22 protein-coding genes are annotated in these 25,930 nt (G+C 54.1%); 16 read left to right on the forward strand and 6 right to left on the reverse strand.

Annotated elements, in window-relative coordinates; genetic code table 11:
* Window positions 1-31: 31 nt before the first annotated feature.
* From IPJ96_04400 to IPJ96_04470, 15 genes are all read left to right on the forward strand, one after another.
* Window positions 32-1,195 carry an FtsW/RodA/SpoVE family cell cycle protein gene (locus tag IPJ96_04400; protein MBK7909590.1) on the forward strand — a complete coding sequence of 388 codons (1,164 nt, stop codon included), beginning with the start codon at window positions 32-34 and terminating at the stop codon, window positions 1,193-1,195.
* 4 nt (window positions 1,196-1,199) lie between these two features.
* Complete coding sequence (murG, locus tag IPJ96_04405; GenBank protein MBK7909591.1) at window positions 1,200-2,300, forward strand: undecaprenyldiphospho-muramoylpentapeptide beta-N-acetylglucosaminyltransferase; 1,101 nt, start codon at window positions 1,200-1,202, stop codon at window positions 2,298-2,300.
* 2 nt (window positions 2,301-2,302) lie between these two features.
* The gene (locus IPJ96_04410; protein MBK7909592.1) at window positions 2,303-3,676 is read left to right on the forward strand and encodes a UDP-N-acetylmuramate--L-alanine ligase; all 1,374 of its coding nucleotides are present in this window, start codon (window positions 2,303-2,305) and stop codon (window positions 3,674-3,676) included.
* 3 nt (window positions 3,677-3,679) lie between these two features.
* Window positions 3,680-4,498: a hypothetical protein gene (locus IPJ96_04415; GenBank protein ID MBK7909593.1), complete on the forward strand. Its 819-nt coding sequence runs from the start codon at window positions 3,680-3,682 to the stop codon at window positions 4,496-4,498.
* Between the two features lie 75 nt (window positions 4,499-4,573).
* Window positions 4,574-5,917, forward strand: coding sequence for a cell division protein FtsA (gene ftsA / locus IPJ96_04420; protein ID MBK7909594.1), 1,344 nt, complete (start codon window positions 4,574-4,576; stop codon window positions 5,915-5,917).
* Window positions 5,918-5,963: 46 nt separating this feature from the next.
* The gene (gene ftsZ / locus IPJ96_04425; GenBank protein MBK7909595.1) at window positions 5,964-7,469 is read left to right on the forward strand and encodes a cell division protein FtsZ; all 1,506 of its coding nucleotides are present in this window, start codon (window positions 5,964-5,966) and stop codon (window positions 7,467-7,469) included.
* Between the two features lie 207 nt (window positions 7,470-7,676).
* Complete coding sequence (locus tag IPJ96_04430) at window positions 7,677-8,129, forward strand: GatB/YqeY domain-containing protein (protein ID MBK7909596.1); 453 nt, start codon at window positions 7,677-7,679, stop codon at window positions 8,127-8,129.
* A 134-nt stretch (window positions 8,130-8,263) separates the two neighbouring features.
* Window positions 8,264-8,458, forward strand: coding sequence for a cold shock domain-containing protein (locus IPJ96_04435; GenBank protein ID MBK7909597.1), 195 nt, complete (start codon window positions 8,264-8,266; stop codon window positions 8,456-8,458).
* A 149-nt stretch (window positions 8,459-8,607) separates the two neighbouring features.
* Window positions 8,608-9,564 (forward strand): ROK family protein, encoded by a 957-nt coding sequence (locus IPJ96_04440; protein MBK7909598.1) that lies wholly within the window; start codon window positions 8,608-8,610, stop codon window positions 9,562-9,564.
* Window positions 9,564-11,846: a family 20 glycosylhydrolase gene (locus IPJ96_04445; GenBank protein ID MBK7909599.1), complete on the forward strand. Its 2,283-nt coding sequence runs from the start codon at window positions 9,564-9,566 to the stop codon at window positions 11,844-11,846. The genes IPJ96_04440 and IPJ96_04445 overlap by 1 nt, the downstream gene beginning before the upstream one ends.
* 11 nt (window positions 11,847-11,857) lie before the next feature.
* On the forward strand, window positions 11,858-12,838 hold the full coding sequence (locus IPJ96_04450) for a N(4)-(beta-N-acetylglucosaminyl)-L-asparaginase (protein MBK7909600.1): 981 nt from the start codon (window positions 11,858-11,860) through the stop codon (window positions 12,836-12,838).
* A complete protein-coding gene (locus IPJ96_04455; protein MBK7909601.1) occupies window positions 12,838-13,554 on the forward strand; it encodes a copper homeostasis protein CutC in 717 nt (238 codons plus the stop codon). Before IPJ96_04450 ends, IPJ96_04455 begins: the two co-directional genes overlap by 1 nt.
* Window positions 13,551-16,082: a glycoside hydrolase family 2 protein gene (locus IPJ96_04460; GenBank protein MBK7909602.1), complete on the forward strand. Its 2,532-nt coding sequence runs from the start codon at window positions 13,551-13,553 to the stop codon at window positions 16,080-16,082. The genes IPJ96_04455 and IPJ96_04460 overlap by 4 nt, the downstream gene beginning before the upstream one ends.
* 6 nt (window positions 16,083-16,088) lie before the next feature.
* Window positions 16,089-19,016, forward strand: a complete 2,928-nt coding sequence (locus IPJ96_04465; protein MBK7909603.1) for a GH92 family glycosyl hydrolase — start codon at window positions 16,089-16,091, stop codon at window positions 19,014-19,016.
* Window positions 19,017-19,279: 263 nt separating this feature from the next.
* Window positions 19,280-19,699: a YqaE/Pmp3 family membrane protein gene (locus tag IPJ96_04470; GenBank protein ID MBK7909604.1), complete on the forward strand. Its 420-nt coding sequence runs from the start codon at window positions 19,280-19,282 to the stop codon at window positions 19,697-19,699.
* Between the two features lie 69 nt (window positions 19,700-19,768).
* Here the strand turns inward: IPJ96_04470 and IPJ96_04475 are convergent, their stop codons facing one another.
* Window positions 19,769-20,491, reverse strand: coding sequence for a hypothetical protein (locus IPJ96_04475; GenBank protein ID MBK7909605.1), 723 nt, complete (start codon window positions 20,489-20,491; stop codon window positions 19,769-19,771).
* A gap of 152 nt (window positions 20,492-20,643) precedes the next feature.
* Between IPJ96_04475 and IPJ96_04480 the strand changes: the two genes are divergently transcribed.
* Window positions 20,644-22,122 (forward strand): hypothetical protein, encoded by a 1,479-nt coding sequence (locus tag IPJ96_04480; GenBank protein MBK7909606.1) that lies wholly within the window; start codon window positions 20,644-20,646, stop codon window positions 22,120-22,122.
* Between the two features lie 8 nt (window positions 22,123-22,130).
* On the opposite strand, the gene IPJ96_04485 is transcribed toward IPJ96_04480, so the two are convergent.
* The 5 genes from IPJ96_04485 to secG form a co-directional block, all read right to left on the reverse strand.
* Entirely contained in the window at window positions 22,131-22,706 is a 576-nt protein-coding gene (locus tag IPJ96_04485) for a DUF1211 domain-containing protein (GenBank protein ID MBK7909607.1), read from the reverse strand.
* Window positions 22,707-22,712: 6 nt separating this feature from the next.
* Window positions 22,713-23,204, reverse strand: coding sequence for a YkgJ family cysteine cluster protein (locus IPJ96_04490; protein MBK7909608.1), 492 nt, complete (start codon window positions 23,202-23,204; stop codon window positions 22,713-22,715).
* A gap of 92 nt (window positions 23,205-23,296) precedes the next feature.
* A complete protein-coding gene (gene groL, locus IPJ96_04495) occupies window positions 23,297-24,931 on the reverse strand; it encodes a chaperonin GroEL (protein ID MBK7909609.1) in 1,635 nt (544 codons plus the stop codon).
* A gap of 89 nt (window positions 24,932-25,020) precedes the next feature.
* On the reverse strand, window positions 25,021-25,299 hold the full coding sequence (locus IPJ96_04500) for a co-chaperone GroES (protein ID MBK7909610.1): 279 nt from the start codon (window positions 25,297-25,299) through the stop codon (window positions 25,021-25,023).
* A gap of 251 nt (window positions 25,300-25,550) precedes the next feature.
* Window positions 25,551-25,928 (reverse strand): preprotein translocase subunit SecG, encoded by a 378-nt coding sequence (gene secG / locus IPJ96_04505; protein ID MBK7909611.1) that lies wholly within the window; start codon window positions 25,926-25,928, stop codon window positions 25,551-25,553.
* Between the last annotated feature and the right edge of the window lie 2 nt (window positions 25,929-25,930).

The following is a 25,930-nucleotide window of genomic DNA, read 5'->3' on the forward strand; positions in this document are numbered from 1 at the left end:
ACCATTCATTTCACCGAATACATCTTACCTGATGCAATCCACCTGGCTTGATAAGTACTTCCGTGGGGACCGGACGATCTGGTTGGTCGTTTTTATCCTCTCGATCTTCTCGCTGCTGGCAGTATACAGCAGTGCCGGCAGCCTTGCCTACCGGTATAAGGACGGAAATACGGAGTACTATCTCTTCAAGCACCTGGCCATGCTGTTGTTCGGTATCGGCCTGATGTATGCGGCGCATCTGTTGAAGTATACTGTCTATTCGAGGGTATCGCAATTCGCGCTGATTATCGCAGTGCCTTTGCTCATCCTGACACTCGCGCTGGGCACGAATCTGAACGAAGCCAGCCGTTGGTTGACGATTCCGGGAATCAACATCACCTTCCAGACTTCCGACTTCGCCAAGATCGCGTTGATCATGTACGTCGCCCGCGTATTGTCGAAGAAGCAGGATGAGATCACCAGTTTCCGGACGGCCTTTCTTCCTGTCGTGCTTCCGGTGCTGTTGGTATGCGGATTGATCCTGCCGGCCAATTTCAGTACAGCCGCCGTGCTCTTTGCTTCCTGCTTGTTTCTGATGTTCATCGGAAGGATCCGGTTGAAGTTCATCTTCTCGCTGATCGGACTCGGAATTGCCGGATTCGGACTTTATCTGCTGATCGCCATTGCGACCGGGAATAAGGGAAGGATCGACACGTGGATGGCCCGCATCGAGCGATTCAGTGATGAGGAACACAAAGACAACTACCAGGCCGACCAGTCCAAGATCGCCATTGCCACCGGGGGGATTGTCGGCAAATTCCCGGGTAATTCCGTTCAGCGGAATTTCCTGCCGCATCCCTATTCGGATTTCATCTATGCGATCATCATTGAAGAGTACGGGTTGATCGGTGGCGTGTTGATCGTGTTTTTGTATTTGCTGTTATTCTACCGGGTGGTCCGCTTCCTGCACCATAGTCCAATGGCATTCGGTACGCTGGTCGCAGTCGGATGCACGTTCACCCTGGTATTCCAGGCCATGATCAACATGGCCGTTGCCGTGAACCTGTTTCCGGTCACCGGACAACCCTTGCCCCTGGTCAGTATGGGCGGTACCTCCATCATCTTTACCAGTGTGGCAGTAGGTATCGTACTAAGTGTTAGTCGCCAGGTCGAAAAGGAAAAGTTGGAAGGAGGGGACGAGCTTGCCACGGCATGATGAGTTGCGGGTGATCATCAGCGGAGGCGGGACCGGCGGGCATATATTCCCCGCGGTCTCGATCGCCAAAGCGCTCAAGGAAGCGGATTCGTCGACCGAGATACTCTTCGTTGGAGCGGAAGGACGGATGGAGATGGAAAAAGTACCGGCAGCAGGGTTTAAGATCGTCGGTTTGCCGATTCGCGGCATCCAGCGCAGCCTGAGCGTTTCAAACCTGACCTTGCCGTGGAAGGTGTTGCAAAGCCTGCTGAAGGCGCGGAAGATCATTCGTGAATTCCGTCCGGATGTTGCAGTGGGAGTAGGCGGATATGCCAGCGGGCCGTTGTTGTTCATGGCGACCCGGATGGGCATACCCGCCTTGATACAAGAGCAAAATTCCTTCGCCGGTCTCACGAACCGATGGCTGGCGAAGCGTGTGAATAAAATATGTGTGGCCTACGAGGGAATGGAAAAATACTTCCCGTCCGATAAGATCCTGCTGACCGGCAATCCGGTCCGGCCCGATATACAATATATCGAAGGGAAGCGGTCGGAAGCTTTGCAATTTTTCGGATTGTCACCGGATAAGCCGGTGTTACTGGCCATAGGTGGAAGCCTCGGTGCCCGGACCATCAATGAAACGCTGGAAAATGATCTGGAACGTCTTGCGGGGGCGAAGGTTCAGCTTATCTGGCAAACCGGGAAATCCTTCTTCAGTCGCGCGCAGGCATGCGCCAAACAGTTCGAGCAGCAAGGCATCAAGGCGTTCGACTTCATCGCGCGGATGGACCTGGCCTACGCGGCTGCCGACCTGGTCGTCTCCAGGGCGGGAGCTAGTTCTGTATCGGAGCTAACGCTAACCGGAAAAGCCGCGATTCTTGTGCCTTCGCCCAACGTAGCGGAAGATCATCAGACCAAGAACGCCATGGCCCTGGTGAAGCACGATGCCGCGGTGTTGGTGCGTGACCAGGATGCGCGGGAATCGCTGGTCAGGGAAGCCCTGACCTTGCTTTCCGATGGGGAAAGGCGTCGCCTCCTGTCGGAACGGATTGCCGTACTTGCCTTGCCGGATGCGGCAAAGCGGATCGCAGCGGAAGTGAAATCAATCGCATCGAAAGGATCCTGATCGTGGAGTTTGCCAATATAAAAAGCGTCTATTTCGTCGGCATCGGAGGCATCGGAATGTCTGCCCTTGCACGCTTTTTCCGTGCAGAGGAAAAGCAGGTAGGCGGCTATGACCGGACCAGCACGCCGCTGACCGAGGAACTGGAGCGCGAGGGTATGTTGGTCCGCTATCAGGATTCGGTTGCTGCGATACCGGAGCATTTTCGCGATCCATCGACTACCCTGGTTGTTTTTACACCAGCGATCCCGAAAGAACATGAAGAGCTGAACTGGTTCCGCAACAACGGATTCTCGGTCATGAAGCGCTCTCAGGTACTGGGCCTTATCACGAAACACAGTTTCACCATCGCAGTAGCAGGTACCCATGGAAAGACAACCACATCTTCCATGGTTGCCCATTTGTTGCGGTCGGCAGGGATTCCCTGTACGGCCTTCCTCGGAGGAATCGCCAAGAATTACCACAACAATCTGCTGATCGGCGAGCCCTATAAAGGTCTTCACTATGTGGTCGTTGAGGCGGATGAGTATGATCGCTCCTTTTTGACCCTCTATCCTGATATCGCCATAGTTACTTCCATGGATCCCGATCACCTCGATATTTATGGGAATGCGGAGGAAATGGTGAAAACCTATCGGCAATTCGCTGCGCAGGTCAAGACCGGTGGCTGGGTCATTCACCGAAAAGGCTTGCCCTTGCCGTCCGACGGCAGGGTGGTGCCGTATGCGATCCGGGAAGCTTCGCTGATCTCCGGAAAGGATATTCGTATCGATTCGCATCGATACACCTTCACCTATTCGGGCTTAGGGGCCGAATGGAAGAACCTGTGGACCCGATTGCCCGGTTATCACAATGTCGAAAACGCAGTTGCAGCTACAACCGTAGCGCGGATACTGGACTTGCCGGAAGAGAAAGTTCGAAAAGGACTTGAGTCCTACACCGGTGTGCTCCGCCGGTTCGACTACCAGGTCGACACGGACCGACACGTCTATATCGACGATTATGCCCATCATCCGGAAGAATTGAAGGCTTGCATTCTGTCGGCCAGAGAATTGTATCCCGGGAAAAAGATCACGGGCATCTTTCAACCCCACCTGTACAGCAGGACCCGGGATTTCGTTGATGGCTTTGCCGAAAGTCTCTCGTTGCTGGATGAATTACTGCTATTGGAGATCTATCCGGCACGCGAACTTCCTATTGAGGGGGTGAATGCTAAAATGATCCTGGACCGCATGACCATTCCGGCCCGACGGATCGTCAGCAAGCATGAAGCACTAGATTTGGTTAAGAAAGAACAACCCGAAGTACTGTTAACGCTTGGCGCCGGTGATATTGATCAACTGGTGGCACCATTGCGTGATATGCTCAATAAGCTATAGCCTATGTGGAAGCGATTTCAATCCATTGACTGGAAACGTGCAGGCCGCATCAGCGGCTGGTCCGCCCTCGGAATCGTATTCGTCGTATCAGTCGGATTCACCGGCTCACGACAGGATTCGATGGCCTGTACCGGTGTTCATGTACACATTACGGATACGATCGGTCACAGTTTCGTGGAAGTCGATGATGTAGAAGCGATGATCCGGGACAAGTACGGAGCGGTTGAGGGAAAATCCTTGCATGCAATTAACACGGCTTTGTTGGAAAGTATCATTCGCAACAACCCCTTCGTGAAAACAGCCGAGGTATTTTCATCCATTGATGGGAAGCTGTATGTCGAGGTGATTCAACGTACACCGATCGTACGCGTGATCAATCAATTAGGCGAAAGCTTCTACATCGACGAACAAGGGACTTTCATGCCACTCTCGGGTCAATATACCGCCCGGGTGCCTGTTGCAAACGGTTACTTGTTCGATCGGGAAGCGGAAAGAAACATCCTTCAATATTCGGAAGAGCAGCGGGCCGACACGTCGATCAAGCGGTCAAGGATCGATGAAGTCTTCCGGGTGGCACAGTTCCTTCAGGGAGACCCGTTCTGGCTTTCGCAGACGGAACAACTCTATGTGAATCTGAACGGTGACATCGAGCTGGTCCCACGGGTGGGCAACCACACGATCCTGCTGGGTGACGCCAGCCGGTTGGATGTGAAGTTTCGAAATCTTCGCTGGTTCTACCGCGAAGCGTTGAATAAAAAGGGGTGGGGGGAATACAAGACCATCAACCTTAAATACCACGACCAGGTCGTTGCCGCGCACTGACCGCAAGCGTGATTAAAGGGGACGGTAGCAAACAAAGGGGACACCAACGGCATTAAAATGATATTGGCCAGCACAATGGAAAACGAGATCGTAGTAGGACTTGACATCGGTACAACCAAAATTTGTACGATTGTCGGCCGTCGCAATGAATTCGGGAAGATCGACATCCTGGGTTACGGAAAGTCCGAGTCGCTTGGCGTGACCCGCGGGGTGGTGACGAACATCGTCAATACCATCGCTTCGATCAAGAAATCCATTGAGGAAGCTTCCGGCCGTTCGGATGTGGATATCCATAACGTATTCGTCGGTATTGCTGGTCAACATATCAAAAGCCTCCAACACCATGGCATGCGGACGCGCTCCAGTTCGGACGACGAGATCACGCAGGCGGACATCGATGCCATCGTAGCCGACATGTACAAACTGGCCATGCCGCCGGGTGAGGAGATCATCCACGTCATTCCACAGGAGTACATCGTGGACAACGAGATCGGGATCAAGAATCCTATCGGCATGTCGGGTGTGCGTTTGGAAGCGAACTGCCACATCATTACCGGGCAGGTAACCGCTGCGAAAAACATCTACAAGTGTGTAAAGCGTGCCGGCCTCACGACGGAGGGCCTCTTTCTGGAGCCGTTGGCCTCCTCGGAAGCGGTTTTGACTGAGGAAGAGAAGGAAGCCGGCGTAGTGCTCGTCGACATCGGCGGCGGTACGACCGATATCGCCATCTTCCAGGATGGCGTCATCCGGCATACTGCCGTGATCCCGTTCGGGGGCAATGTCATTACCGAAGATATCAAGGAGGGTTGCGCGATCCTGAAGAATCAGGCTGAACTGCTGAAGGTGAAATTCGGTTCGGCACTGGCCGATAAGAACCAGGAAAACGAGATCGTATCGATTCCCGGACTGCGCGGCCGCGAGCCCAAGGAGATCTCCCTGAAGAACCTGGCAAGTATCATCCAGGCCCGGATGGAAGAGATCATCGAGCTGGTGTACCAGGAGATCCGAAGCTCCGGCTATGAAAAGAAACTCATCGGCGGGATCGTGATCACCGGTGGCGGTGCCCAACTCAAGCATATCGTGCAGCTGGTTGAATACCTGACCGGCATGGATACCCGCATCGGCTACCCGAATGAACACCTGGCCAAAGGCGCCGACGAACTGAAGAGCCCGATGTACGCTACCGGCGTTGGCCTCGTCATCAAAGGTTTCCACGAACTGGAGCGCAAGCGCCAGTCGCAGTTGGCCAGCCAGCAAACTGTTACCGAAACGGGTGCCAGGAACATGGCCGGCAAGTCGGCCAAGGAAGATAAAGCAAGAGTGGCACAGCCGACCGAAGACAACAACAAGCGCGGATTCATCAAGTCCATTCTTGAGAAGATCTTCGACGAGGACGATTCCGACCAGCCCCTTACCTGATACCTCTTTATATATAGTACATCAACGACCTTAACAAACACACCATATGGAATTCGATCTGCTTCGTGACCAGCCCTCCATCATCAAAGTAATCGGTGTCGGCGGCGGCGGCAGCAATGCCGTCAACCACATGTATCGCCAGGGCATCAAGGGCGTGGAGTTCATCATCTGCAATACCGATGCACAAGCGCTGGAAATGTCTCCCGTTCCCAATAAGATCCAACTGGGACTAAGTCTGACGGACGGCCGCGGTGCCGGTTCGATTCCGGAGGTTGGCCGTAATGCGGCGATCGAAAGTATCGAGGATATCCGTCGACTGTTGCTCAATAACGCGAAGATGGTTTTCATCACCGCGGGCATGGGCGGAGGAACCGGAACGGGCGCCGCGCCGATCATCGCGCAGGCAGCACGCGAGATGGGGATCCTGACAGTCGCGATCGTCACCATTCCGTTCGAGTTCGAAGGCAAGAAGCGGAAACAACAAGCTGATGACGGTATCGAGCAGCTCAAGAAGAGTGTCGATTCCATCCTCATCATCCGCAACCAGAAACTCCGTGAAATGTTCGGCAACCTCAACCTTTCCGAAGCATTCGCGAACGCTGATAACATTCTCACCACCGCGGCGAAAGGCATCGCGGAGATCATCACCGTGACGGGATACATCAACGTCGATTTCGAAGACGTGAAGACAGCCGTACAGAATTCCGGTGTTGCGATCATGGGTTCCGCCATCGCAGAAGGTGATAACCGTGCCGTCAAGGCAGTCGAGCAGGCGCTTTCCTCGCCTTTGCTGAACGACAACAACATCAAGGGCGCCCGTTACATCCTCATGAACATCGCATCCGGTTCCAAGGAGGTCACCATGGACGAGATCGGCGATATCACGGATTACATCCAGGATCAGGCCGGCTTAACCGCCGACATCATTTGGGGAAATTGCCATGAAGAAAGCCTGGGCGAGCAACTGAGTGTTACGATTATTGCCACCGGTTTCAAGACCCGGGCAGAGCAAGGTGTCGAAACCGAGCGCGAGCACAAGTCGGCCAAGACCGTTCATGTCCTCGACCAGCCCCTGACCGCTGATGCCGTACCTGCAGAGACTCCGGTTATCGATTCCATGGAACCGGTTTTGAAATCGGAAGCTGACCAGGTGGTAGCCGGCAGTGAGTTGACCTTCGAGTTCAATTTCCCGACGGCATTGCCCCAGCAGGAAACCGCTGTAGCTGCTCCTCAAACGGAGAAGAAGCAGGAAGAGCGTGTGAATTCAATCTACGCCCTGAACGATACGCCGTACGAGGACCCGATGGACGATCAACTCCGTAAATCCAAGGAGCGTATCGCGAAGCTGAAGTCGCTCAGCATGAAGATCGGAAATGGTAACGTGACGGACCTGGAGCGTGAGCCGGCTTTCCGTCGTCGTAATGTGAAGCTTGATTCGATACCGCATTCCAGTGAATCGAATGTCTCCCGATATACCCTGACGGGCGAGGAGGAAGGTAAGAAATCGGAATTGCGCCCGAACAACTCCTTCCTGCACGATAACGTCGACTAAGATTTTTCAACGCACTACTCCGGACCCGGATCACTCCGCTTCCCCGATACCCCGACTCCGCGTCCGCGTAGCTTTCCTTCAATAGTTTTTCCAGTGTAAAAACCCTCCCATCCCCAGGGAGGGTTTTTTTATTTATCGTGCCTTTATCATCGTCTCCTGTGGAAATTCTAACTTTGGGATTCCCAACAAAACCTGACAGCATTCATCATGGCACTTGAAGAAAGAATAACCGCCGATCTGAAAACGGCTATGCTCGCTAAGGACGATGCCGCATTGCGCGGGCTCCGTGCGATCAAGCAGGCCATTCTGCTTGCAAAGACTTCCGGCGGTGGCGGAACCATCGCTGAAGCCGATGAGGTCAGGATGTTGCAAAAACTGGTTAAGCAACGAAAAGAGTCTGTCGAGATCTACGTACAGCAGGGCAGGGAAGACCTGGCCGTCGCGGAGCGTGAAGAGATCGCAGTTATCGAGGGGTATCTCCCGGCACTGATGAGTGAGGCGGAAGTCCGCTCGGCTCTTCAGGCGATCATTGCGCAGGTCGGCGCTACCGGACCAGGGGAACTTGGTAAGGTCATGGGGGTGGCCACTAAACAACTGGCTGGAAAGGCCGATAATAAGCTCGTTTCGCAGCTCGTCAAGGAATTACTCTCCGGAAATTGAGTTTTTTAGGGGGGCTGACTTGCGCGGTATTCTAAGAATATTACCTTTGGATAGCCCGCATATCAGGAACAAAACCCAATGCTCTGATCACTGTTCGCGGGCGATGGTGTTCAGGGTGAGTAAAATACCAATTCATGGAAACCGGAACGGTTAAATTTTTTAATGAATCCAAAGGTTTTGGGTTCATTGTGTCGGATGAATCGAAGAAGGATGTCTTCGTTCATCACAGCGGACTCATCGACAAAGTTCGTGAGAACGACAGAGTAGAATTCGAAGTTACCGAAGGACGTAAAGGTCTCAATGCCGTCAACGTCAAACGAATTCAGTAATTCCAGAAACTACACTGAACGAGCGGGAGTCCTCAGGGATTCCCGCTCGTTTTTTTATACAGGTTGATCGCCTTTTCCCAGCTTGTCGCTATTTTTCGGATGTTTGGCAAAGTGACTTCACCGGGTTCCTACGGACGGATCCGAATTCCATGAATCAACGAGTAGCTGCAGCGATCGATATAGGAGGGACCAACACGGCCATCGGACTGGTAACAGCCGAGGGGCGTTTGCTGGCAAAGACCAGTATACTGACAACCGATCATCCGACGCCTGAACGACTCGTGGAAGGAGTTGCCGCATCCATTCAGGGTCTGCTGAAACAAACTCCCGGTACTGTTCCGGTTCATATCGGAATAGGGGCGCCCAACGGAAATTACTTTAAAGGTACGATCGAGTTTGCCCCGAACCTCCTCTGGAAGGGAATTGTTCCATTGGCAAGTTTGTTCCAGGATCGAATGAACCTGCCGGCAGTGTTGACCAACGATGCCAACGCTGCGGCATTGGGTGAACTTTATTATGGGGCAGCCAGGGGAATGAAAGATTACCTCTTCATCACCCTGGGAACCGGTTTGGGCAGCGGCGTCGTCGTGAATGGGCAAGTGGTCTACGGTCACGACGGATTCGCCGGTGAGCTCGGGCATACCATCGTGATCCAGCATGGCCGTCCCTGTGGTTGCGGCCGACGCGGATGCCTCGAACAATATTGCAGTTCGACGGGCCTGGTCAGGACCTATGCGGAAATAATGCGCAGTACTGGAGCCGAAAAGAGACATCCGGATGGCGAACCCGACGCTCGGGGGATCTATGAATTAGCGCTTGCCGGCGATGAAGACGCTTTCTACGCATTCAATTACACCGGAGAAATGCTGGGTTTCGCGCTCGCGAACGCGGTTGCGATCACCAGCCCGGAAGCCATTTTCCTTTTCGGCGGAATCGCAGCGGCAGGAGAGCTGTTGTTCAATCCCACGCAGATCAGTTTCGAAAAGAACCTACTCAATATCTATAAGCATAAAGTGAAACTATTGCCCAGCGGGTTGCCCGAAAACGATGCGGCCTTGCTGGGAGCAGCTTCTCTTGCCTGGAACGAATGGAAAACAGAAAGTTGATGATTAGTCTGATCCTGACACTCGGGATCTTCTTCATGGATCATACTGTCTTTGCTCAAGGAGCGGACTTGCCGCTGGTTCCCAGGCCGGAATCCATCAAACGGGGTGAGGGAGTATTTCGCTTCAATGCGAACACCGAGCTCTTGTTCACGGATGCCAAACTGGGCTCCGAAGCGGGATTGTTTGCGACCTTGATCGAACAGCTGTATGGTTTTCGTCCGGTCTCAAAAACAGCCGCAGCTTCCCGCCCCAACTCAATCTACCTGTCGCTGGATGGAAACGCTTCATTGGGAAATGAAGGCTATCGACTGACGGTATCCACAGGCGAAGTGGTCATTCAAGCCAGGGCTGCAGCCGGTATTTTCTATGGCCTTCAGACGCTGTATCAGTTGATGCCGGCCGGGAAAGTGATCAGCGCTGAAGTGCCGGTAGTGGAGATAGAAGATGTGCCACGTTTCGGCTGGCGGGGAATGCACCTCGATGTTTGCAGGCACTTTTTTACTAAGCAGGAGATTTTCCGTTACCTGGATCACCTGGCTCGCTATAAAATGAACCGGTTCCACTGGCACCTGACCGAAGATCAGGGTTGGAGGATCGAGATCAAGAAGTATCCAAGGTTGCAGGTAGTAAGCGCATGGCGGAACGGTACGCGCATCGGACATTACAGCGAGAGTCCGGAACGGTACGATACGATCCGTTATGGAGGGTATTATTCCCAGGATGATGTTCGGGAAGTGGTCGCCTATGCAGCGCAACGGCACATCGAAGTGATTCCGGAGATCGAAATGCCCGGACATGCGCTTGCAGCTTTGGCCGCGTACCCGGAATTGTCTTGCACCGGCGGTCCGTTTGAAACCGGTCGTACCTGGGGCGTTTTTCAGGATGTGTTCTGTACGCGTGAAGAGACGTTTTCCTTCCTGCAGGATGTGCTGACCGAGGTGTGCGCCCTGTTCCCGGGGAAATACATCCATATCGGAGGTGATGAATGTCCGAAGGATCGCTGGAAATCCTGCCCGCGTTGCCAGGCGCGCATGAAGGAGCTGGGTCTTGCAGATGAACATGCCTTGCAGAGTTGGTTTGTTCAGCGGATGGAAAAATTCGTCGCGACAAAGGGAAAACGGATCATTGGATGGGATGAAATCCTCGAAGGTGGATTAGCTCCCGACGCTACGGTGATGTCATGGCGTGGCTATGCAGGTGGTATGGATGCAGCTCGTCAGGGACATGATGTGATCATGGCGCCTACAGCCTATTGTTACCTCGATTATTACCAATCCAACAATCCGGGTGAGCCCCTGTCGATCGGTGGTTACCTTCCAATTGACATGGTCTATCGTTTCGAACCGGTTCCCGATGCTTTGTCGGCAAGCGAAGGCAAGTACATTCTGGGAACACAGGGAAACTTGTGGACAGAGTACATACCGAATTTCAGGCAAGTCGAGTACATGGCACTTCCCCGCATGATCGCCCTCGCAGAGGTTGCCTGGTCGCCGAAAGCCGGAAAGGACTTCGCGGATTTTTCTCGCAGGTTAGTGTCCCACATGAAATTACTCGACCTGCTCAAGGTGAATTACAGTAAGGCGATCTGTGATGTTCGTTTGGAATCACTCCCACTTGAACGATCACAACTGGCGGTATCCCTTAGTTCAAGTTACCCTTCCGGACAGATTCGTTATTCGATGGATGGGAAAGATCCGGATTTGCGATCTCCTTTATACGAGCGTCCGATTCCGATTGGGCAATCAGCAGGCGTTAAGGCTGCTATGTTTGATGGAGGACGTCGTATCGGCAGTGTTGCCAGTCAGGTTTACCGACTTAATCGTGCAACCGCCTCTAAAGTACAACTTGCCAATCCGCCTGCGGAGGAATATGCCAACGGTGGCGCGTTCCGATTGGTGGACGGAGTAACCGGCCCGATTCCGTGGTTCGGTTCTGACTGGCTTGGATTCTCGGGAACCGACCTGGATGCTACAATCGATCTTGGTGTAGCGCAGGAAATCCGGCGTGTGGCGGTTGACTTTCTGGAAGATCGTGGTTCCTGGATCTGGTATCCGATATCCGTTGAAGTGTCCGTCAGCCAGGATGGCAGGAACTTCACACCGGTTGGAAGTTGGACGAAGGAAACTGCCGGAACGGTTGATCGTTGGTGCACCATTAAGTTTCCGCCGACCGCTGCGCAGTATGTCCGCATCGTCGCGCGCAATGCCGGTGTCATCCCGGATGGAAATGCAGGTGCCGGCAGACCTGCCTGGTTGTTTGCGGATGAAATTCAGGCTGAATAATAATACTCCACATGGCACTTCCACGTCGCAGGTTTCTTCAATTGAGTTCGTTTGCCGCCGCGTTTCTGGCAGGCGGTCGTTCATGGGCCAGGGCCACATCGCCATTGGTAACTGCTGATGGCCCCATCGTACTTTCAACCTGGGATCATGGTATTCCGGCGAATGTCGCGGCCTGGGATGTCTTGTCGAGAGGCGGACGAGCGCTCGATGCCGTAGAAGCCGGGGTGCGCGTACCCGAAGCGGACCCGAAAGTTCAATCCGTCGGCTACGGCGGTTTGCCGGATCGCGACGGACGTGTTACCCTCGACGCCTGCATCATGGACGAACGCGCCGGTTGCGGATCGGTCGCATTCCTGGAACATATCATGCATCCGATCAGTGTAGCCAGATTGGTCATGGAGAAGACCCCGCATGTCATGTTGGTTGGAGAAGGCGCCCTGAAGTTCGCCCTGGATCATGGATTCAAGAAGGAAGAACTGTTGACGCCGGAATCAAAAAAGGCGTGGGAGGAATGGTTGAAGACGTCCGAATACAAACCGGTTGTCAATTGGGAAAATCATGATACGATCGGCATGATCGCGCTGGATGCGAAAGGTGACCTTTCCGGCGCATGCACGACCAGTGGTATGGCGTACAAGCTCCATGGTCGGGTCGGAGATTCTCCCATCATTGGCGCCGGGCTGTTTGTTGACAATGAAGTCGGCGCTGCCACTTCTACGGGAGTCGGAGAGGAGGTCATCCGCATTTGCGGATCGCACCTCGTGGTGGAGCTTATGCGGCAGGGGAATGCTCCCGAAGACGCATGCCGAATCGCGGTTGAACGGATCGTAAAGAATCAGCCGGAAAAGTCGAAGAACATCCAGGTTGGTTTCCTTGCCTTGAACAAGCATGGTGAATATGGCGCTTATTGCCTGCAGCCCGGTTTTAACTATGCGGTCAAGTCGGGCCGTGTAGAGAACAAACTCTTCGACGGAAAATCATTTTACAAGTAATGAGTGTATTGATCGAAGTAGCGGCGGGAAACCTGGAATCCGTGGTCGCCGCCGCGGAAGGTGGTGCTGACCGTATTGAATTGTGTTCCGCACTCTCTGCCGGAGGCTTGACACCCTCTCCCGGCTTTGCCCTGGAGGCTCGTGCCATTACGCGTCTTCCGATCTTTGCCATGATCCGGCCGCGCGAGGGAGATTTTTTTTATACGGAGTCCGAGTTTCAATCCATGATGCACGATATCCGGATTCTCAAGGAAACCGGCGTCGACGGATTCGTCTTCGGAGCCTTGACGGAATCCGGACGGGTCGACGAGGAGAACTGTAAAGCGCTGTTAACGCTTTGCAACCCATTGCCAGTCACTTTTCACCGGGCATTCGACCGTGCCGCCGACCCCATGCAGAGCCTGGAAGCAATCATCGCGCTCGGCTTTTCACGCTTGCTGACCTCCGGTCAGGCCGATAGTGCCTGGCAGGGGCGATCGTTGATACGTGAGCTGGTCCTGGCAGCAGGAGATCGTATAGCCATTCTCGCAGGTGCCGGTGTTTCCGCGGACCATGCTCGTCAGCTCGTGGAAGAATCAGGCGTGAAGGAAATTCACCTTTCCGCAAAGCGATCGCGCGTACGACGACTGCCTGCCGCGCACGCATTGACGGAAGATCGCCCGGATGGGGTTTCGGACCCTTCCTTCATCCGGTTGCTGAAACAAGCCCTTGGATGAAGAAGCTGTTCGCGTTTGCCCTGGTCTGCTGCACGGTGTTCCTGTCGGAGGCATTGGCCCGCCCGGGTAAGTTTGTTTGGACACTGGGAGGACAGTGGGAATTCCGTCAGCAGGATTCTACCGAATGGTGGCCGGCAATTGTTCCCGGCACGGTACACCGCGACCTCTTGCGTGCAGGAAGAATTCCAGACCCTTATTTCGGTACGAACGAGTCTCGTCTTGGCTGGATTGACAGCGTTGCCTGGATTTACCGATGCCGCTTTGATGCAAGCGCCGAGTTGTTGTCGCGCAGAAATATCGAGTTGGTACTTGACGGCTTGGATACGTATGCGACTGTCAGCCTGAACGGAGTCGAATTGCTTACTGCCGACAATATGTTCCGGCAGTGGAGCGTCGCCGTAAAGTCAGTACTCCGGGAGAAGAAGAATGAACTGTTGATCAGATTCAAGCCGGCTATACTGGTCGCGCGTCAGCAGGCGGAGAAAACAGACATCGTCATTCCTGGGGAAGACCGAATTTATGCGCGTAAAGCCGCTTATCATTTCGGTTGGGATTGGGGAGCCCGTTTCATTGGATGCGGCGTCTATAGTCCGGTTCACCTCGATGCTTGGGATGATTTTCAGTTTGAAGCCACCAGGTTCACGATCGAACGTCTAGATTCCGCTGTGGCCGTTGTGAATTTTACCACGGAGGTACAAGTCGCGGTTCCGGGACGGTATCACCTTCGTGTTGCCGGAGGGAAAGGGTCCGAAAGCGTTTATGAAGTGTGGAGTGATCTGAATGCAGGGAAGCAACAACTTTCCGTAAGTGGAAGGATCGAGCAGCCCAGGCTCTGGTGGCCCAACCGAAGTGGCGGCCATCCGTTGTATCCTTTTCGTATTACCGTGTCCGACAGCAGAGGCGATGCGGTCGAAGATTCCCTCCTGGTCGGTTTACGCTCGATCCGCCTTCAGCAGGACGTGGATAGTGTCGGTAGTGCGTTCACCGTGGTCGTGAACGATCGTCCATTGTTCATGAAAGGTGCCAACATCATCCCTCCGGATCATTTCAGTACCATGTCGGATGATTCATCCTGGGTGGCTTTGGTGAGACTGGCGAATGAAACGGGTATGAATATGCTACGCGTTTGGGGTGGAGGGATCTATCCGCCGAATGCGTTTTACAATGCTTGTGATAGCCTTGGAATTCTGGTATGGCAGGATTTCATGTTCGCCTGCTCCATGGTCCCGTTGGATGATGAGTTTAGGAAAAATGTCGAGCAGGAAGCGATCGGGCAAGTACGTCGTCTTCGGAATCATCCGAGTCTTGCCTTGTGGTGTGGCAACAATGAATCGGACGAAGGTTGGAACAACTGGGGCTGGCAGCGTCAATACGGATACACACCGGAAGACTCGATGCGAGTCAAGGCGGCCTATGATTGTCTGTTTCATGATGTGCTTCCCGGTGTGGTCAAATCAAATGACGATCGTCCCTATCACCCCTCTTCCCCGGCAACGGGTTGGGGACGTAGTGCGGCTTATCGGGTAGGGGACGTGCATTATTGGGGCGTATGGTGGGGACATGCTCCGTTCGCTACCTATGAAGATCATTATGGCCGGTTCGTCAGTGAGTATGGTTTTCAAGGGCTTCCCTGCATGGCGACCATTCGTGAGTTCGCAGGTTCGGAAGTGTTGGATGCATCCAAAGGCGCGCTGGCGGCACATCAGAAGCATCCTACCGGCTATCAGACGATCACCGAATACATGAAAGCGCGGTACCGCGACCCAAAGGACATTCAATCGTATGCGCATGTATCTCAATTGTTGCAAGCGGATGCTCTTGTCACGGCGATTGATGCACATCGAGGCGCCATGCCGCTTTGTATGGGGTCGTTGTACTGGCAACTGAACGATACCTGGCCGGTGGTTTCCTGGAGTACGGTGGATCATACCGGCCGCAAGAAGGCGGCGCACTGGGCGGTCACCGAAGCGTTCAGTACCGTTCGACTCTTACCACGGGTGGATGGGCAGCGACTGGAAGTGCGGGTCGTGAATGATTCAGCGACCGATCTCCTGCTGCGGATGGAGCTCACGCTGATCGATTTCCATGGGAATATCCGTTGGAGCGAAGTGGCCGCTGCCGATGCAAAGTCGTCCGCTGTCAGTCGGGTGTATTCCTCCAATCTCGCGCCCGTACTGCGATTCATGGATACCTGCGATGCCATGTTGAGGATCCGCTTGGTGTCACACGATGAGGTCATCAGCCAGCGTGACGTTTTCTTTACTTCACCCAGGAATTTGAAATTATACCGGCCGGCCATGTCGATCAAGGTCATACCCGGGCCGGTAGGAGCGCAATACATTGAGCTTCGCTCCAGTGTTCTTGCGCTGGGTGTCGAACTCAGTGTGGACGGGGATCCTTCCTGGTTTGAGGAAAACTATTTTACCTTGTTGCCAAAGGAGAATTATCGCATTCGAATAGTGGAAAGACCGGGGAAGACATTCGACAGCACACGTCTACGCTTTCGATCCCTGGTCGATACGTATTAAACGAACATGAAGAAGATTCTTTTCAGCTTATTCGCCTGTCTCTCATTCCAGGCCAACGCCCAGGTCGACCTCGCCCGCCATGTTGATCCGTTCATCGGGACAGGGGGCCATGGTCATACCTATCCCGGTGCGACCCTGCCTTTCGGAATGGTGCAGTTAAGCCCCGATACGCGCGTTGATGGTTCCTGGGATGGTTGCGGCGGTTACCATCATTCGGATTCCATGATGTATGGATTTTCTCATACCCATTTGAGCGGGACCGGATGCTCGGATTATGGCGATATCCTGCTGCTGCCGTATGTCAACAAGTTAGATGGAACCCCGATCCAGCCCGTGCGATTTTCACACGCGGATGAATTGGCGGAACCGGGATACTACAGCGTGGATCTTCCGACTGTAGGTGTCAAAACCGAATTTACCACCACCGTGCGAGTCGGGTTTCATCGTTATGCTTTCAATGGCGTTGGTGAACACCGGGTCCTGCTGGACCTGCGCCATCGTGATAAAGTCCTTGGTGCGGAAATGCGGATGGTCAGCGATAGACGAATTGAAGGCTATCGGCGCTCTTCCGCCTGGGCGAGGGATCAGGTCGTCTATTTCTCCATGGAGTTTTCTCGGCCATTCGAACTGATCAATCTCCCGGGCAACGAAACAGCTCCCGATAGTTTGCACTACACATTGCGCTTTAAAGAAGACAAATCAAACGAACTCCTGGTGAAGGTCGCCCTTTCTTCCGTGAGCGAAGCCAACGCCCGAATGAACCTTGAGCGCGAGTTGCCGGGCTGGGATTTCGTCGCGACGAAAAGCGCGGCACGCGCTGCCTGGAACCGGGAGTTGGGTAAGATCGAAGCAAAGGGAGGAAGTGAAAAGCAACTCCGGATTTTCTACACGGCCCTCTACCATACCATGATCGTCCCCAACGTCTATTCCGATGTAGATGGTCGCTATCGTGGTCGTGATGGTCAGGTGCATGCCATTGATGGGCCGGAACAATACACGGTTTTCTCGTTGTGGGACACTTACCGGGCATGGCATCCCTTGATGACGATTATCGACCGGAAGCGAACTACGGCTTATGTGAACACGTTTCTCCGGCAGTACAGGGAAGGCGGATTATTACCCGTCTGGGAGTTGTCCGCGAATGAGACCGAATGCATGATCGGTTATCACGCGGTGCCGGTGATTGCCGATGCCGACGCGAAGGGTATCGGCGGTTTTGACCGCATGCAGGCCCTGATGGCCATGCGTAAAAGCGCTGAAGCCAAAGAACGCTACGGCCTCGGGGCTTACATGAAACATGCGATGCTCTCCCTGGACGATGAGCATGAGTCGGTTTCCAAGACGCTGGAGTATGCATATGATGATTGGTGCATTGCCACCATGGCGCAACGGCTTGGTCAGGGGCCGTTGGCGCAGCAGTATTTCGAACGATCGCAATCCTGGAAGAACCTGCTGAACCCGGTCACCGGTTTTATGCAACCCCGGGTTAACGGTGGGTGGTTGTCTCCCTTCGATCCGTATGAAGTCAACAATAATTTTACCGAGGCGAACTCCTGGCAATATTCGTTTTATGTTCCGCAGGATATTCCCGGGTTGATGCGGATACACGGAGGAATGGAGCGATTCGCAGGACGACTGGATGCGCTGTTCGCTGCTGATAACCGGACCCGGGGTCGGGAACAGGCCGATATCACCGGACTGATCGGACAATATGCACACGGGAACGAGCCGAGTCATCACATGGCTTACCTCTACAATTATTGCGGTCAACCCTGGAAGACACAGCGATTGGTGCGCAAGATCATGGATGAGTTCTATCAGGCTTCCCCCGATGGATTGATCGGCAATGAGGATTGTGGCCAAATGTCGGCCTGGCTGGTGTTCAGCGCGATGGGATTTTATCCCGTGACACCCGGAGCTCCCTACTATGCGATCGGTACGCCCTGGTTTCAGGAGGTGACGATCCATCTCGAGGATGGTAAGTCGTTTGTTGTTCGTGCCGACGAGCCTTCGGCGAGCCGCTGTTATATTCAGTCTCTCGAGGTGAACGGTCAGGTGCGAAACACGGCCTTTCTTTCGCACGAAGAACTGTCCAAAGGCGGTTCCATGAGTTTTACCCTGAGTGACCGCCCGGCATCGAATTGGGGAACTGGAACGTGGTCGCACCCTGAAGTCGCAGTGGATTCATCGATCGTCATTAATCCGGTGATCCATACGAATGGAAAGTTGCTGCGCGATTCCATGACGATCAGTATCAGTGCCGCAGCCGGTGATACGATCCTCTACTCAGTGGATGGGGTCGACCTTGAAAAGAAGTGGTCGGGTCCCGGACCCACACGCTCGGGCTTGCGTACTTACACGGGCCCCTTCACCGTGAAAGAAGCGACCACGGTACAGTCAATGGCCGTTCGTGGAAACCGTTTCAGCCGTGTCGTACGCGCCGAGGTCCAGCCGTATCCGCATCCGGACTGGAAGGTGGCTGTTGCTACCGAAGTCAACCCGCAGTATACGGCAGGAGGTCCGGAAGGAATTATCGATGGGATCAGGGGGACGACCAACTGGCGAAAAGGGGATTGGCAAGGTTATCAGGGCGCCGACTTTGAAGCCGTGATTGATTTCGGTAAGCCCATGCCGGTGCGTGAACTCGGCGGCGGCTTCCTGCAGGATATGCGCTCCTGGATCCTGATGCCCAAGTCGGTCGAATTCCAGTTATCGGACGATGGCAAGACTTATAAGACCGTATTGACCGTTACAAATTCGCTTTCCGATCGACTGGAGGAGAATGTCCTGCATGATTTCGAAGGACATATTCCCGTCACTGTTGCCCGTTACTTGAAAGTGAAAGCGGTGAATTATGGACGATTGCCCATCTGGCATCCGGGCGCAGGTTATCCTGCGTTCATCTTCGTTGATGAAGTGTGGGCGAATCCCTGACGCAACCAACAGTTTCCCGGTTCATAACTCCGGCAACGCGAGATTGATACAGCCCAAAGCTATTTTACTTTTGTTCAAAATCACGCACGATGAAACGTATTCTATTCCTTGCAGTGGCCGTTGTTTCGCTGCTTACCGCCTGCAGTCCTGATCTGCACCTCGACATTTCAAAACGCCGCTATCGTAAGGGCTTTCACGTTGATGCCGGCATCGGGCACCGTCAAAGCGTTACGGCTGAACGTCAGGTTGAACAAACGGCAAAGATGCCGGTGATCGTCTCTGCCTTACCGCAAGCGCAAAATGAGCCGCTCGTCGAGCAACACTATTCTGTTCCTGTTGTTGAAGCACAGCCTCCGGTAGTCGCCTCGAACGAAACCGTGACGCAGGTGAAGCATACCCGTTCAACCCCGGCAGCGGTTGATGCAACCTCAACTTTGTTTGCGAAAGAACAGTCGGTGCAATCCGCTTCCAAATTTCAGCAAGTGAAGCAGGCGGCTAAACGCTTTTTCCATCCGCAGGAAGATGTGCCGTTCTGGCTGCTCATCGTATTGTGCATTCTCCTTCCTCCGCTTGCGGTTTTCCTCAAGTTCGGAATCGGAACAGAGTTTTGGATCAGTCTTATCCTAACCCTGATCTTCTGGCTGCCCGGCGTGATCTACGCGCTGATTGTCGTTACGCGTTGATGACCCCTGGTGCCATACGAAAGCGGCCCTGCTATACAGATAGCAGGGCCGCTTTTGTTATTGTGAAAATCAATAGTTGCGGTATTGACTGTTCCAGCTCATGCTGGAGAAAGATTTGTCGAACGAGATGCCTGCCCAGAGACCAATTCCAGTGAAGCCGATGAATAGGTGGAGTCCAAACCAGATGCGCAGGTAGATCTCGCTTTGGAGGGTAAACACGTGCATCACCGCGGAGGGAATCAGAAATGATATCAGGAAGCTGATGGAAAGGATCGTCAGCAGGAAGGTCTTGAGGTTTTGTAATGGCCAGAGCAGGAATCGTTTGTACCAGGCCAGGTCTTCTCCCCACTGATGCAGAAGATAGTATCGACCGTCCGCCAGTTCGGCAAAGAGCAAGGGGTCTTTGTTGATGTTCTCCAGTTTAAAAGCATGATCCGGCGCCGCGATGCGGAAGCGTTCGATCCGGATGTTGTATCGTTCTTCGAAGGCGCGGATCTTTAATACGGCATCGTATGGAAACTCGGACCGGAAGAAACGCGTGTCCAGAAACCGCAGCCGGAAGCGAATGCAGGTCTGCCGGATCTGGTCAAGTGTGAATACATGCGCCAGATCCGCCGCGTCAAGCGCCAGCTGCGGTTCCGTCGGCCGTCCTCGACCGGCCAAGCGATCCAGTACTTCCTGATCACGGCGTGTTCCTGCGTCGAACAGATCATGTACATCATTCATGATCCGCTGCTGGCGCATCCGTTCACGGATCAGTTCATCTTGTAAGTTGACGGGGGAAAAGATCATACGCAGCTTATAACACTTAAAGATAGCAGGTGGTTCAGGCTGAAAGGCTATTACTATTCCGTGAAATAACTGCGTATTTTTAAGGACTTCTATGGATGAGCCTTCATGTTTGACATGGAATCGCTCGCTTTCTTCGGTAATAAAATCTGATCATGCGGTTGATTCTCAGTTTCCTGCTCCTGCTGTCAGCGCTGGCGCTGTTTGCGCAGCCTTGTAAAGAGGTCGTTGGGTATTACCCTGCCTGGCAGTGGTACGATCGGGCTAAACTGGTGAAGCCTGCCGGTATCCGATACGACCGTTATACGATCATCAACTACGCGTTCTTTCAGCCTATGCCGGATGGTTCCATTACCGGCACAGATGCCTGGGCCGATGAGAACTTGCTGCTGGGTGAGCCCGACTGGGCGAATGGTGGTTACCTGCCGAATACCTCGATCGTCGATCTGGCACATAGCGCGGGGGTGAAAGTCGTGATCTCTGTCGGCGGCTGGACGCTTTCGAATGACTTTCCTGCCATCGCTGCGGATCCCGTCAAACGGACGAACTTCGCCCACCACTGTGCACAGCTGATCCGGCAGTACAACCTTGATGGTGTCGATCTCGACTGGGAATACCCCGGTTTCCCGGATCACAACGGCACTCCGGCCGATCGTGCCAATTTTACCTTGCTGCTTTCGGAGGTCCGTGACTCGATCGATGCAACCGGAAACACCCTCGGCCGGAACATGTTGCTGACCGCTGCCGTCGGCGCTGGGGCTGACCGGATGGACGATGTCGACTGGCCCGCGGTCACGTCTTTGCTCGATATCATCAACCTGATGTCGTACGATTTCTTCGGTGCCTGGGATGCTACCACGAATCACAATGCACCCCTCTATGCGCCCAACGTAGGCGATGTCACGTTCAACTGCGACAGTGCCATCACCCGCCTGATCCAGGTGTATGGAGTCGATCCCGGAAGGATCACGCTGGGTGTTCCATTTTACGGACGTTCCGCCGTCACCACGGGTGCGCCGGGATTGTTCGTTCCTTCCACGCAAACCGCTGATAACATCACGTTCTTTACCGATGACGGGTCGCCGCTGTATTACAACATTCTCCTGAACCTTTCTTCCTTCGATACCTGGTGGGACAATCAGGCCCAGGTGCCCTATCTGACCGGCCGGAACGGATTGAACACCTTCGTCTCCTACGACGACGAACAATCCATCGCGCGGAAGGCGCAGTACATCAACGACCATAACCTTCGGGGCGCCATCATCTGGGAGATCACCGGCGACTATTTGGAAACAAGTCCGGGTTCCGGAATCATCGCAGCGACTCCCCTGGCCGATACACTCAATGCCGTGCTCTGCAGTAGTACCGGCTTATCAGGCGTTTCTGGTGTGGATGAATGGCAACTCTATCCTTCACCGGCGATTGATCGGGTGCATGTCCGGGGAGCAGCACAGGATCAGATTATCAGCGCAAGCATGCTGACGGCTTACGGACAGTTCGTTGATGTTATGGTGCGTGAACGCAAAGAAGAAATAGTATTCGATGTTCGTTCCTTACCTGCCGGCCTGTATCTCGTTGAGCTTAGGTGTAAGGATGGAGCAAGGCGCGTACTTCGATTTCCGGTCGCGCGTTAACGACAGCATTATTTGATTGCTTCTTCGATCTCTTTGGCTGGAACGATCCAGAGTATGGCGATGAGTAGAAAGATGATGCCGGAGATCATGGGATGTACATACGCCAGCGGAATGGCTGCCGCGTAAGCGATCTGCGATACGATTCCTTTTTTTGCGTGCCTTTGAAAGGCCGATTTCAACTGATCGTCCTTCGCGTGATGACGTTCGATGGATTTCTGAAGTATGAAATACGCGATACCCGCGGCTGTCAGGTTGACCGCATACAAGGCCACGGGATTCGACTCGAAATGATTCTCCCCCATCCAGGCCGTGGTGAAGGGAATGAGCGATAGCCAAAACAACAGATGCAGGTTCGTGAGCAGGATGCCGGAGTTCACGCGGCGTGCGGTATGCATCAGGTGATGGTGGTTACCCCAGTAAATTCCGATGTACAGGAAACTCAGGACATAGCTGATGAATACCGGCCAAAGCGCCAGCAGGTCTGTCCAGTTGGTACCATGGGGTACCTTCAATTCAAGGACCATGATGGTGATGATGATGGCCAGCACGCCATCACTAAAGGCTTCCAGTCGGTTCTTTTCCATTTTGAATTATCGATAATGTGCTTTCAGGCGTTCCAGCACTTCGGCGACTGCCGGGCAGACCATGGTATTGTGGTAGGTGATCCCGAGCTTTTCACGGATGTCGCGTTGTTGGGTGTGTGGAAATTCCCGGCAGGCGTTCGGGCGGTTTTCATAGACACTGCAATAGTTGTCGCCGCCAAGAAACGGGCAGGGCATCGACCGGAACACGTAATCGCCGTCCTCGTCGATCCGAAGATGACGCTCGGTGAACTCGGCGGGACGTATTCGGAAATGTCCGGCCAATCGATCCACATCCTTGCTCAGGAGCAGGGGGCCGGTGGTCCGGCAACAGTTGCCGCATTGCAGGCAATCGATGTGTTCGAATGCCTCATCGTGTAACCGATTGGTCGTCTGGTCCAGGTCGGCCGGTCGGCTCTTCTTCAACCGTTCGAGAAAGGCTTTGTTTTCCTTCTTCCGGTTAACGGCTTGTTCCAGTAACGTGCGGTATTCGGGCAGCATTCAGTGGGAGATCGCTTAAAGATAATGGGCGGGGAAATAAAAAAGAAAACCCCCGCCGGATGGCAGGGGTTTCTTTTCTGAAGCAGTGGATCTTAGTAGTCCATACCGCCGCCCATACCGCCGTGCGGCATGGCAGGAGCAGCTTTCTCCTCCTTGATGTCGGCGAGTACGCACTCGGTCGTCAGCAACATGCCGGCGATCGAAGCGGCGTTCTCGAGCGCGACGCGGGTCACCTTGGTCGGGTCGATGACACCGGCCGAGTAGAGGTTCTCGTACTTGTCCGAGCGGGCGTTGTAACCGAAGTCGTCTTTGCCTTCACGAACTTTCTGTACGATGATCGAACCTTCCATGCCGGCGTTGGCTACGATCTGACGCAGCGGCTCTTCGAGCGCGCGCTTCACGATGGCGACACCGGTGGTTTCGTCTTCATTGGCGCCCGCCAGTTTGTCGAGGCCGTTGATGGCGCGGATGTAAGCGACACCGCCGCCGGGGACGATACCTTCTTCAACAGCGGCACGGGTGGCGTGCAGCGCGTCGTCGACACGGTCTTTCTTCTCTTTCATTTCAACTTCGGTCGCGGCGCCTACGTAGAGGACGGCCACACCGCCGGCGAGCTTGGCCAGGCGCTCCTGGAGTTTCTCGCGGTCGTAATCGGAGGTCGTGGTCTCGATCTGCGCTTTGATCTGGTTCACGCGAGCCGTGATGTCGGCTTTCTTGCCGGAACCGCCAACGATGGTCGTGTTGTCTTTGTCGATGGTCACCTTCTCGGCTTTGCCGAGGTAGGAGAGGTCAGCGTTTTCAAGTTTGAAGCCGCGCTCTTCGCTGATCAGCGTGCCGCCGGTCAGGATGGCGATGTCTTCCAGCATGGCCTTGCGACGGTCGCCGAAGCCCGGAGCCTTCACGGCAGCGATCTTCAGGGAGCCGCGGATCTTGTTCACCACCAGCGTAGCCAGGGCTTCGCCGTCAACTTCTTCCGCGATGATGAGCAGCGGGTTGCCGGTCTGTACCTGCTTTTCCAGCACCGGAAGGAGTTCCTTCATGGCGCTGATCTTCTTGTCGTAGATCAGGATGTGCGGACGGTCGAGCACGGTCTCCATCTTGTCGGCGTTGGTGACGAAGTACGGAGAGATATAACCGCGGTCGAACTGCATGCCTTCCACGATCTCCACGGTGGTCTCGGTGCCTTTGGCTTCTTCCACCGTGATGACGCCTTCTTTCTTCACCTTGGCCATCGCGTCGGCGATCAGTTTGCCGATCTCGTGGTCGTTGTTGGCGGAGATCGAAGCGACCTGTTCGATCTTCTTGTTGTCGTCGCCGACTTTCTTGCTCATCTTCTGGAGGGAACCGACTACGGCTTCAACAGCCTTGTCGATGCCGCGCTTCAGATCCATCGGGTTAGCGCCGGCGGCTACGTTCTTCAGACCTGCCGTTACGATGGCTTGCGCCAGAACGGTTGCGGTCGTGGTGCCGTCACCTGCTACGTCGGCTGTTTTGGAAGCGACTTCCTTCACCATCTGCGCGCCCATGTTCTCGATCGGGTCCTTGAGTTCGATCTCTTTCGCGACGGTTACGCCGTCCTTGGTGATCGCCGGAGCTCCGAATTTCTTGTCGATGATGACGTTGCGGCCTTTCGGTCCGAGCGTCACTTTTACTGCATTCGCCAGTGCGTCGACACCCTTCTTGAGTCGTTCGCGGGCGTCGATGTTAAAGGTGATGTCCTTTGCCATGTTAGCTTATGAGTTGTTTGTTGAGTTAGACTGAATGTATTGGAGGTACTGAAAAATGAAATCGCCGTTCCCGGTCCGCCGAAGGTGGATCAGAGTACGGCGAAGATGTCGCTCTCGCGCATGATGAGAAGCTCGCGTCCGTCGATGGTGATTTCGGTACCGGCATATTTACCATAAAGAACCGAGTCGCCTACTTTCACGGTCATCGGCTCGTCTTTCTTACCCGTGCCGATAGCTACGACTTTACCACGCTGCGGTTTTTCTTTCGCGGTGTCCGGAATGATGATTCCGGATGCGGTCTTTTCTTCTGCCGCTGCTGCTTCTACCAGCACGCGATCGCCCAGGGGCTTCAGGGTGAGTTTGCTCATGAGTGTATTGATTTTAAGGTTGGACAAATAGAGTTGACTGACTTACGTCGACCGCCGTGGTCAGAAAACGTGCCAGTGGTTGTGTTTTCTTCGTTTCCTGACAAAATTTCAATCTTTTTAAAATCCAAGGAAGAGGTGTCAGGGATTTAAGTGACAAACTTTCAGCGCTGGGGGATTTCAGTTTTTGTCTGTGCCGAAAAACGCGAAAAGCCGCCATGGAGGCAGCTTTTCGACGATTCAGTTCAGTTTCATTACTGAGCCGGCTGCTGTTGTGCCGGTTCTCCCTGGGCGGGTTGTTGCTGCGCCGGCTGTTGTGCCGGTTGCTGCGGAGCTGCCGGAGTGGTGGTCGGCGCGGCGCCCGCGTCGATCTGCTCCTGCATCTTGGTACCGATCTCGCGATCGCCTTTCTTCGGCAAGGCAAAACCTGCCAACAGGCAAAGGGATACCAGGCCGATAACGAGGCCCCAGGTCAGTTTTTCGATGAAATCCGTCGTTTTTTTAACGCCCATGAGCTGGTTGGCTCCGATGATGCCGGACGCGACGCCGCCGCCTTTGGGGTTCTGGACAAGCACGACCAGAACAAGGAGGATGCAAATGATGATGATGAGGACGGTAATGGCGGTAAACATTG

The sequence above is a fragment of the Bacteroidota bacterium genome, from assembly GCA_016713765.1.
Classification (GTDB): Bacteria; Bacteroidota; Bacteroidia; order AKYH767-A; family 2013-40CM-41-45; genus Pollutiaquabacter; species Pollutiaquabacter aromativorans.

Coding starts and splice junctions, on each gene's coding strand:
- IPJ96_04400 (MBK7909590.1), top strand. CDS start 32: ATGCAATCCACCTGGCTTGATAAGTACTTCCGTGGGGACCGGACGATC.
- IPJ96_04415 (MBK7909593.1), top strand. CDS start 3,680: ATGTGGAAGCGATTTCAATCCATTGACTGGAAACGTGCAGGCCGCATC.
- ftsA (MBK7909594.1), top strand. CDS start 4,574: ATGGAAAACGAGATCGTAGTAGGACTTGACATCGGTACAACCAAAATT.
- ftsZ (MBK7909595.1), top strand. CDS start 5,964: ATGGAATTCGATCTGCTTCGTGACCAGCCCTCCATCATCAAAGTAATC.
- IPJ96_04430 (MBK7909596.1), top strand. CDS start 7,677: ATGGCACTTGAAGAAAGAATAACCGCCGATCTGAAAACGGCTATGCTC.
- IPJ96_04435 (MBK7909597.1), top strand. CDS start 8,264: ATGGAAACCGGAACGGTTAAATTTTTTAATGAATCCAAAGGTTTTGGG.
- IPJ96_04440 (MBK7909598.1), top strand. CDS start 8,608: ATGAATCAACGAGTAGCTGCAGCGATCGATATAGGAGGGACCAACACG.
- IPJ96_04445 (MBK7909599.1), top strand. CDS start 9,564: ATGATTAGTCTGATCCTGACACTCGGGATCTTCTTCATGGATCATACT.
- IPJ96_04450 (MBK7909600.1), top strand. CDS start 11,858: ATGGCACTTCCACGTCGCAGGTTTCTTCAATTGAGTTCGTTTGCCGCC.
- IPJ96_04455 (MBK7909601.1), top strand. CDS start 12,838: ATGAGTGTATTGATCGAAGTAGCGGCGGGAAACCTGGAATCCGTGGTC.
- IPJ96_04460 (MBK7909602.1), top strand. CDS start 13,551: ATGAAGAAGCTGTTCGCGTTTGCCCTGGTCTGCTGCACGGTGTTCCTG.
- IPJ96_04465 (MBK7909603.1), top strand. CDS start 16,089: ATGAAGAAGATTCTTTTCAGCTTATTCGCCTGTCTCTCATTCCAGGCC.
- IPJ96_04470 (MBK7909604.1), top strand. CDS start 19,280: ATGCCGGTGATCGTCTCTGCCTTACCGCAAGCGCAAAATGAGCCGCTC.
- IPJ96_04475 (MBK7909605.1), bottom strand. CDS start 20,491: ATGATCTTTTCCCCCGTCAACTTACAAGATGAACTGATCCGTGAACGG.
- IPJ96_04480 (MBK7909606.1), top strand. CDS start 20,644: ATGCGGTTGATTCTCAGTTTCCTGCTCCTGCTGTCAGCGCTGGCGCTG.
- IPJ96_04485 (MBK7909607.1), bottom strand. CDS start 22,706: ATGGAAAAGAACCGACTGGAAGCCTTTAGTGATGGCGTGCTGGCCATC.
- IPJ96_04490 (MBK7909608.1), bottom strand. CDS start 23,204: ATGCTGCCCGAATACCGCACGTTACTGGAACAAGCCGTTAACCGGAAG.
- groL (MBK7909609.1), bottom strand. CDS start 24,931: ATGGCAAAGGACATCACCTTTAACATCGACGCCCGCGAACGACTCAAG.
- IPJ96_04500 (MBK7909610.1), bottom strand. CDS start 25,299: ATGAGCAAACTCACCCTGAAGCCCCTGGGCGATCGCGTGCTGGTAGAA.
- secG (MBK7909611.1), bottom strand. CDS start 25,928: ATGTTTACCGCCATTACCGTCCTCATCATCATCATTTGCATCCTCCTT.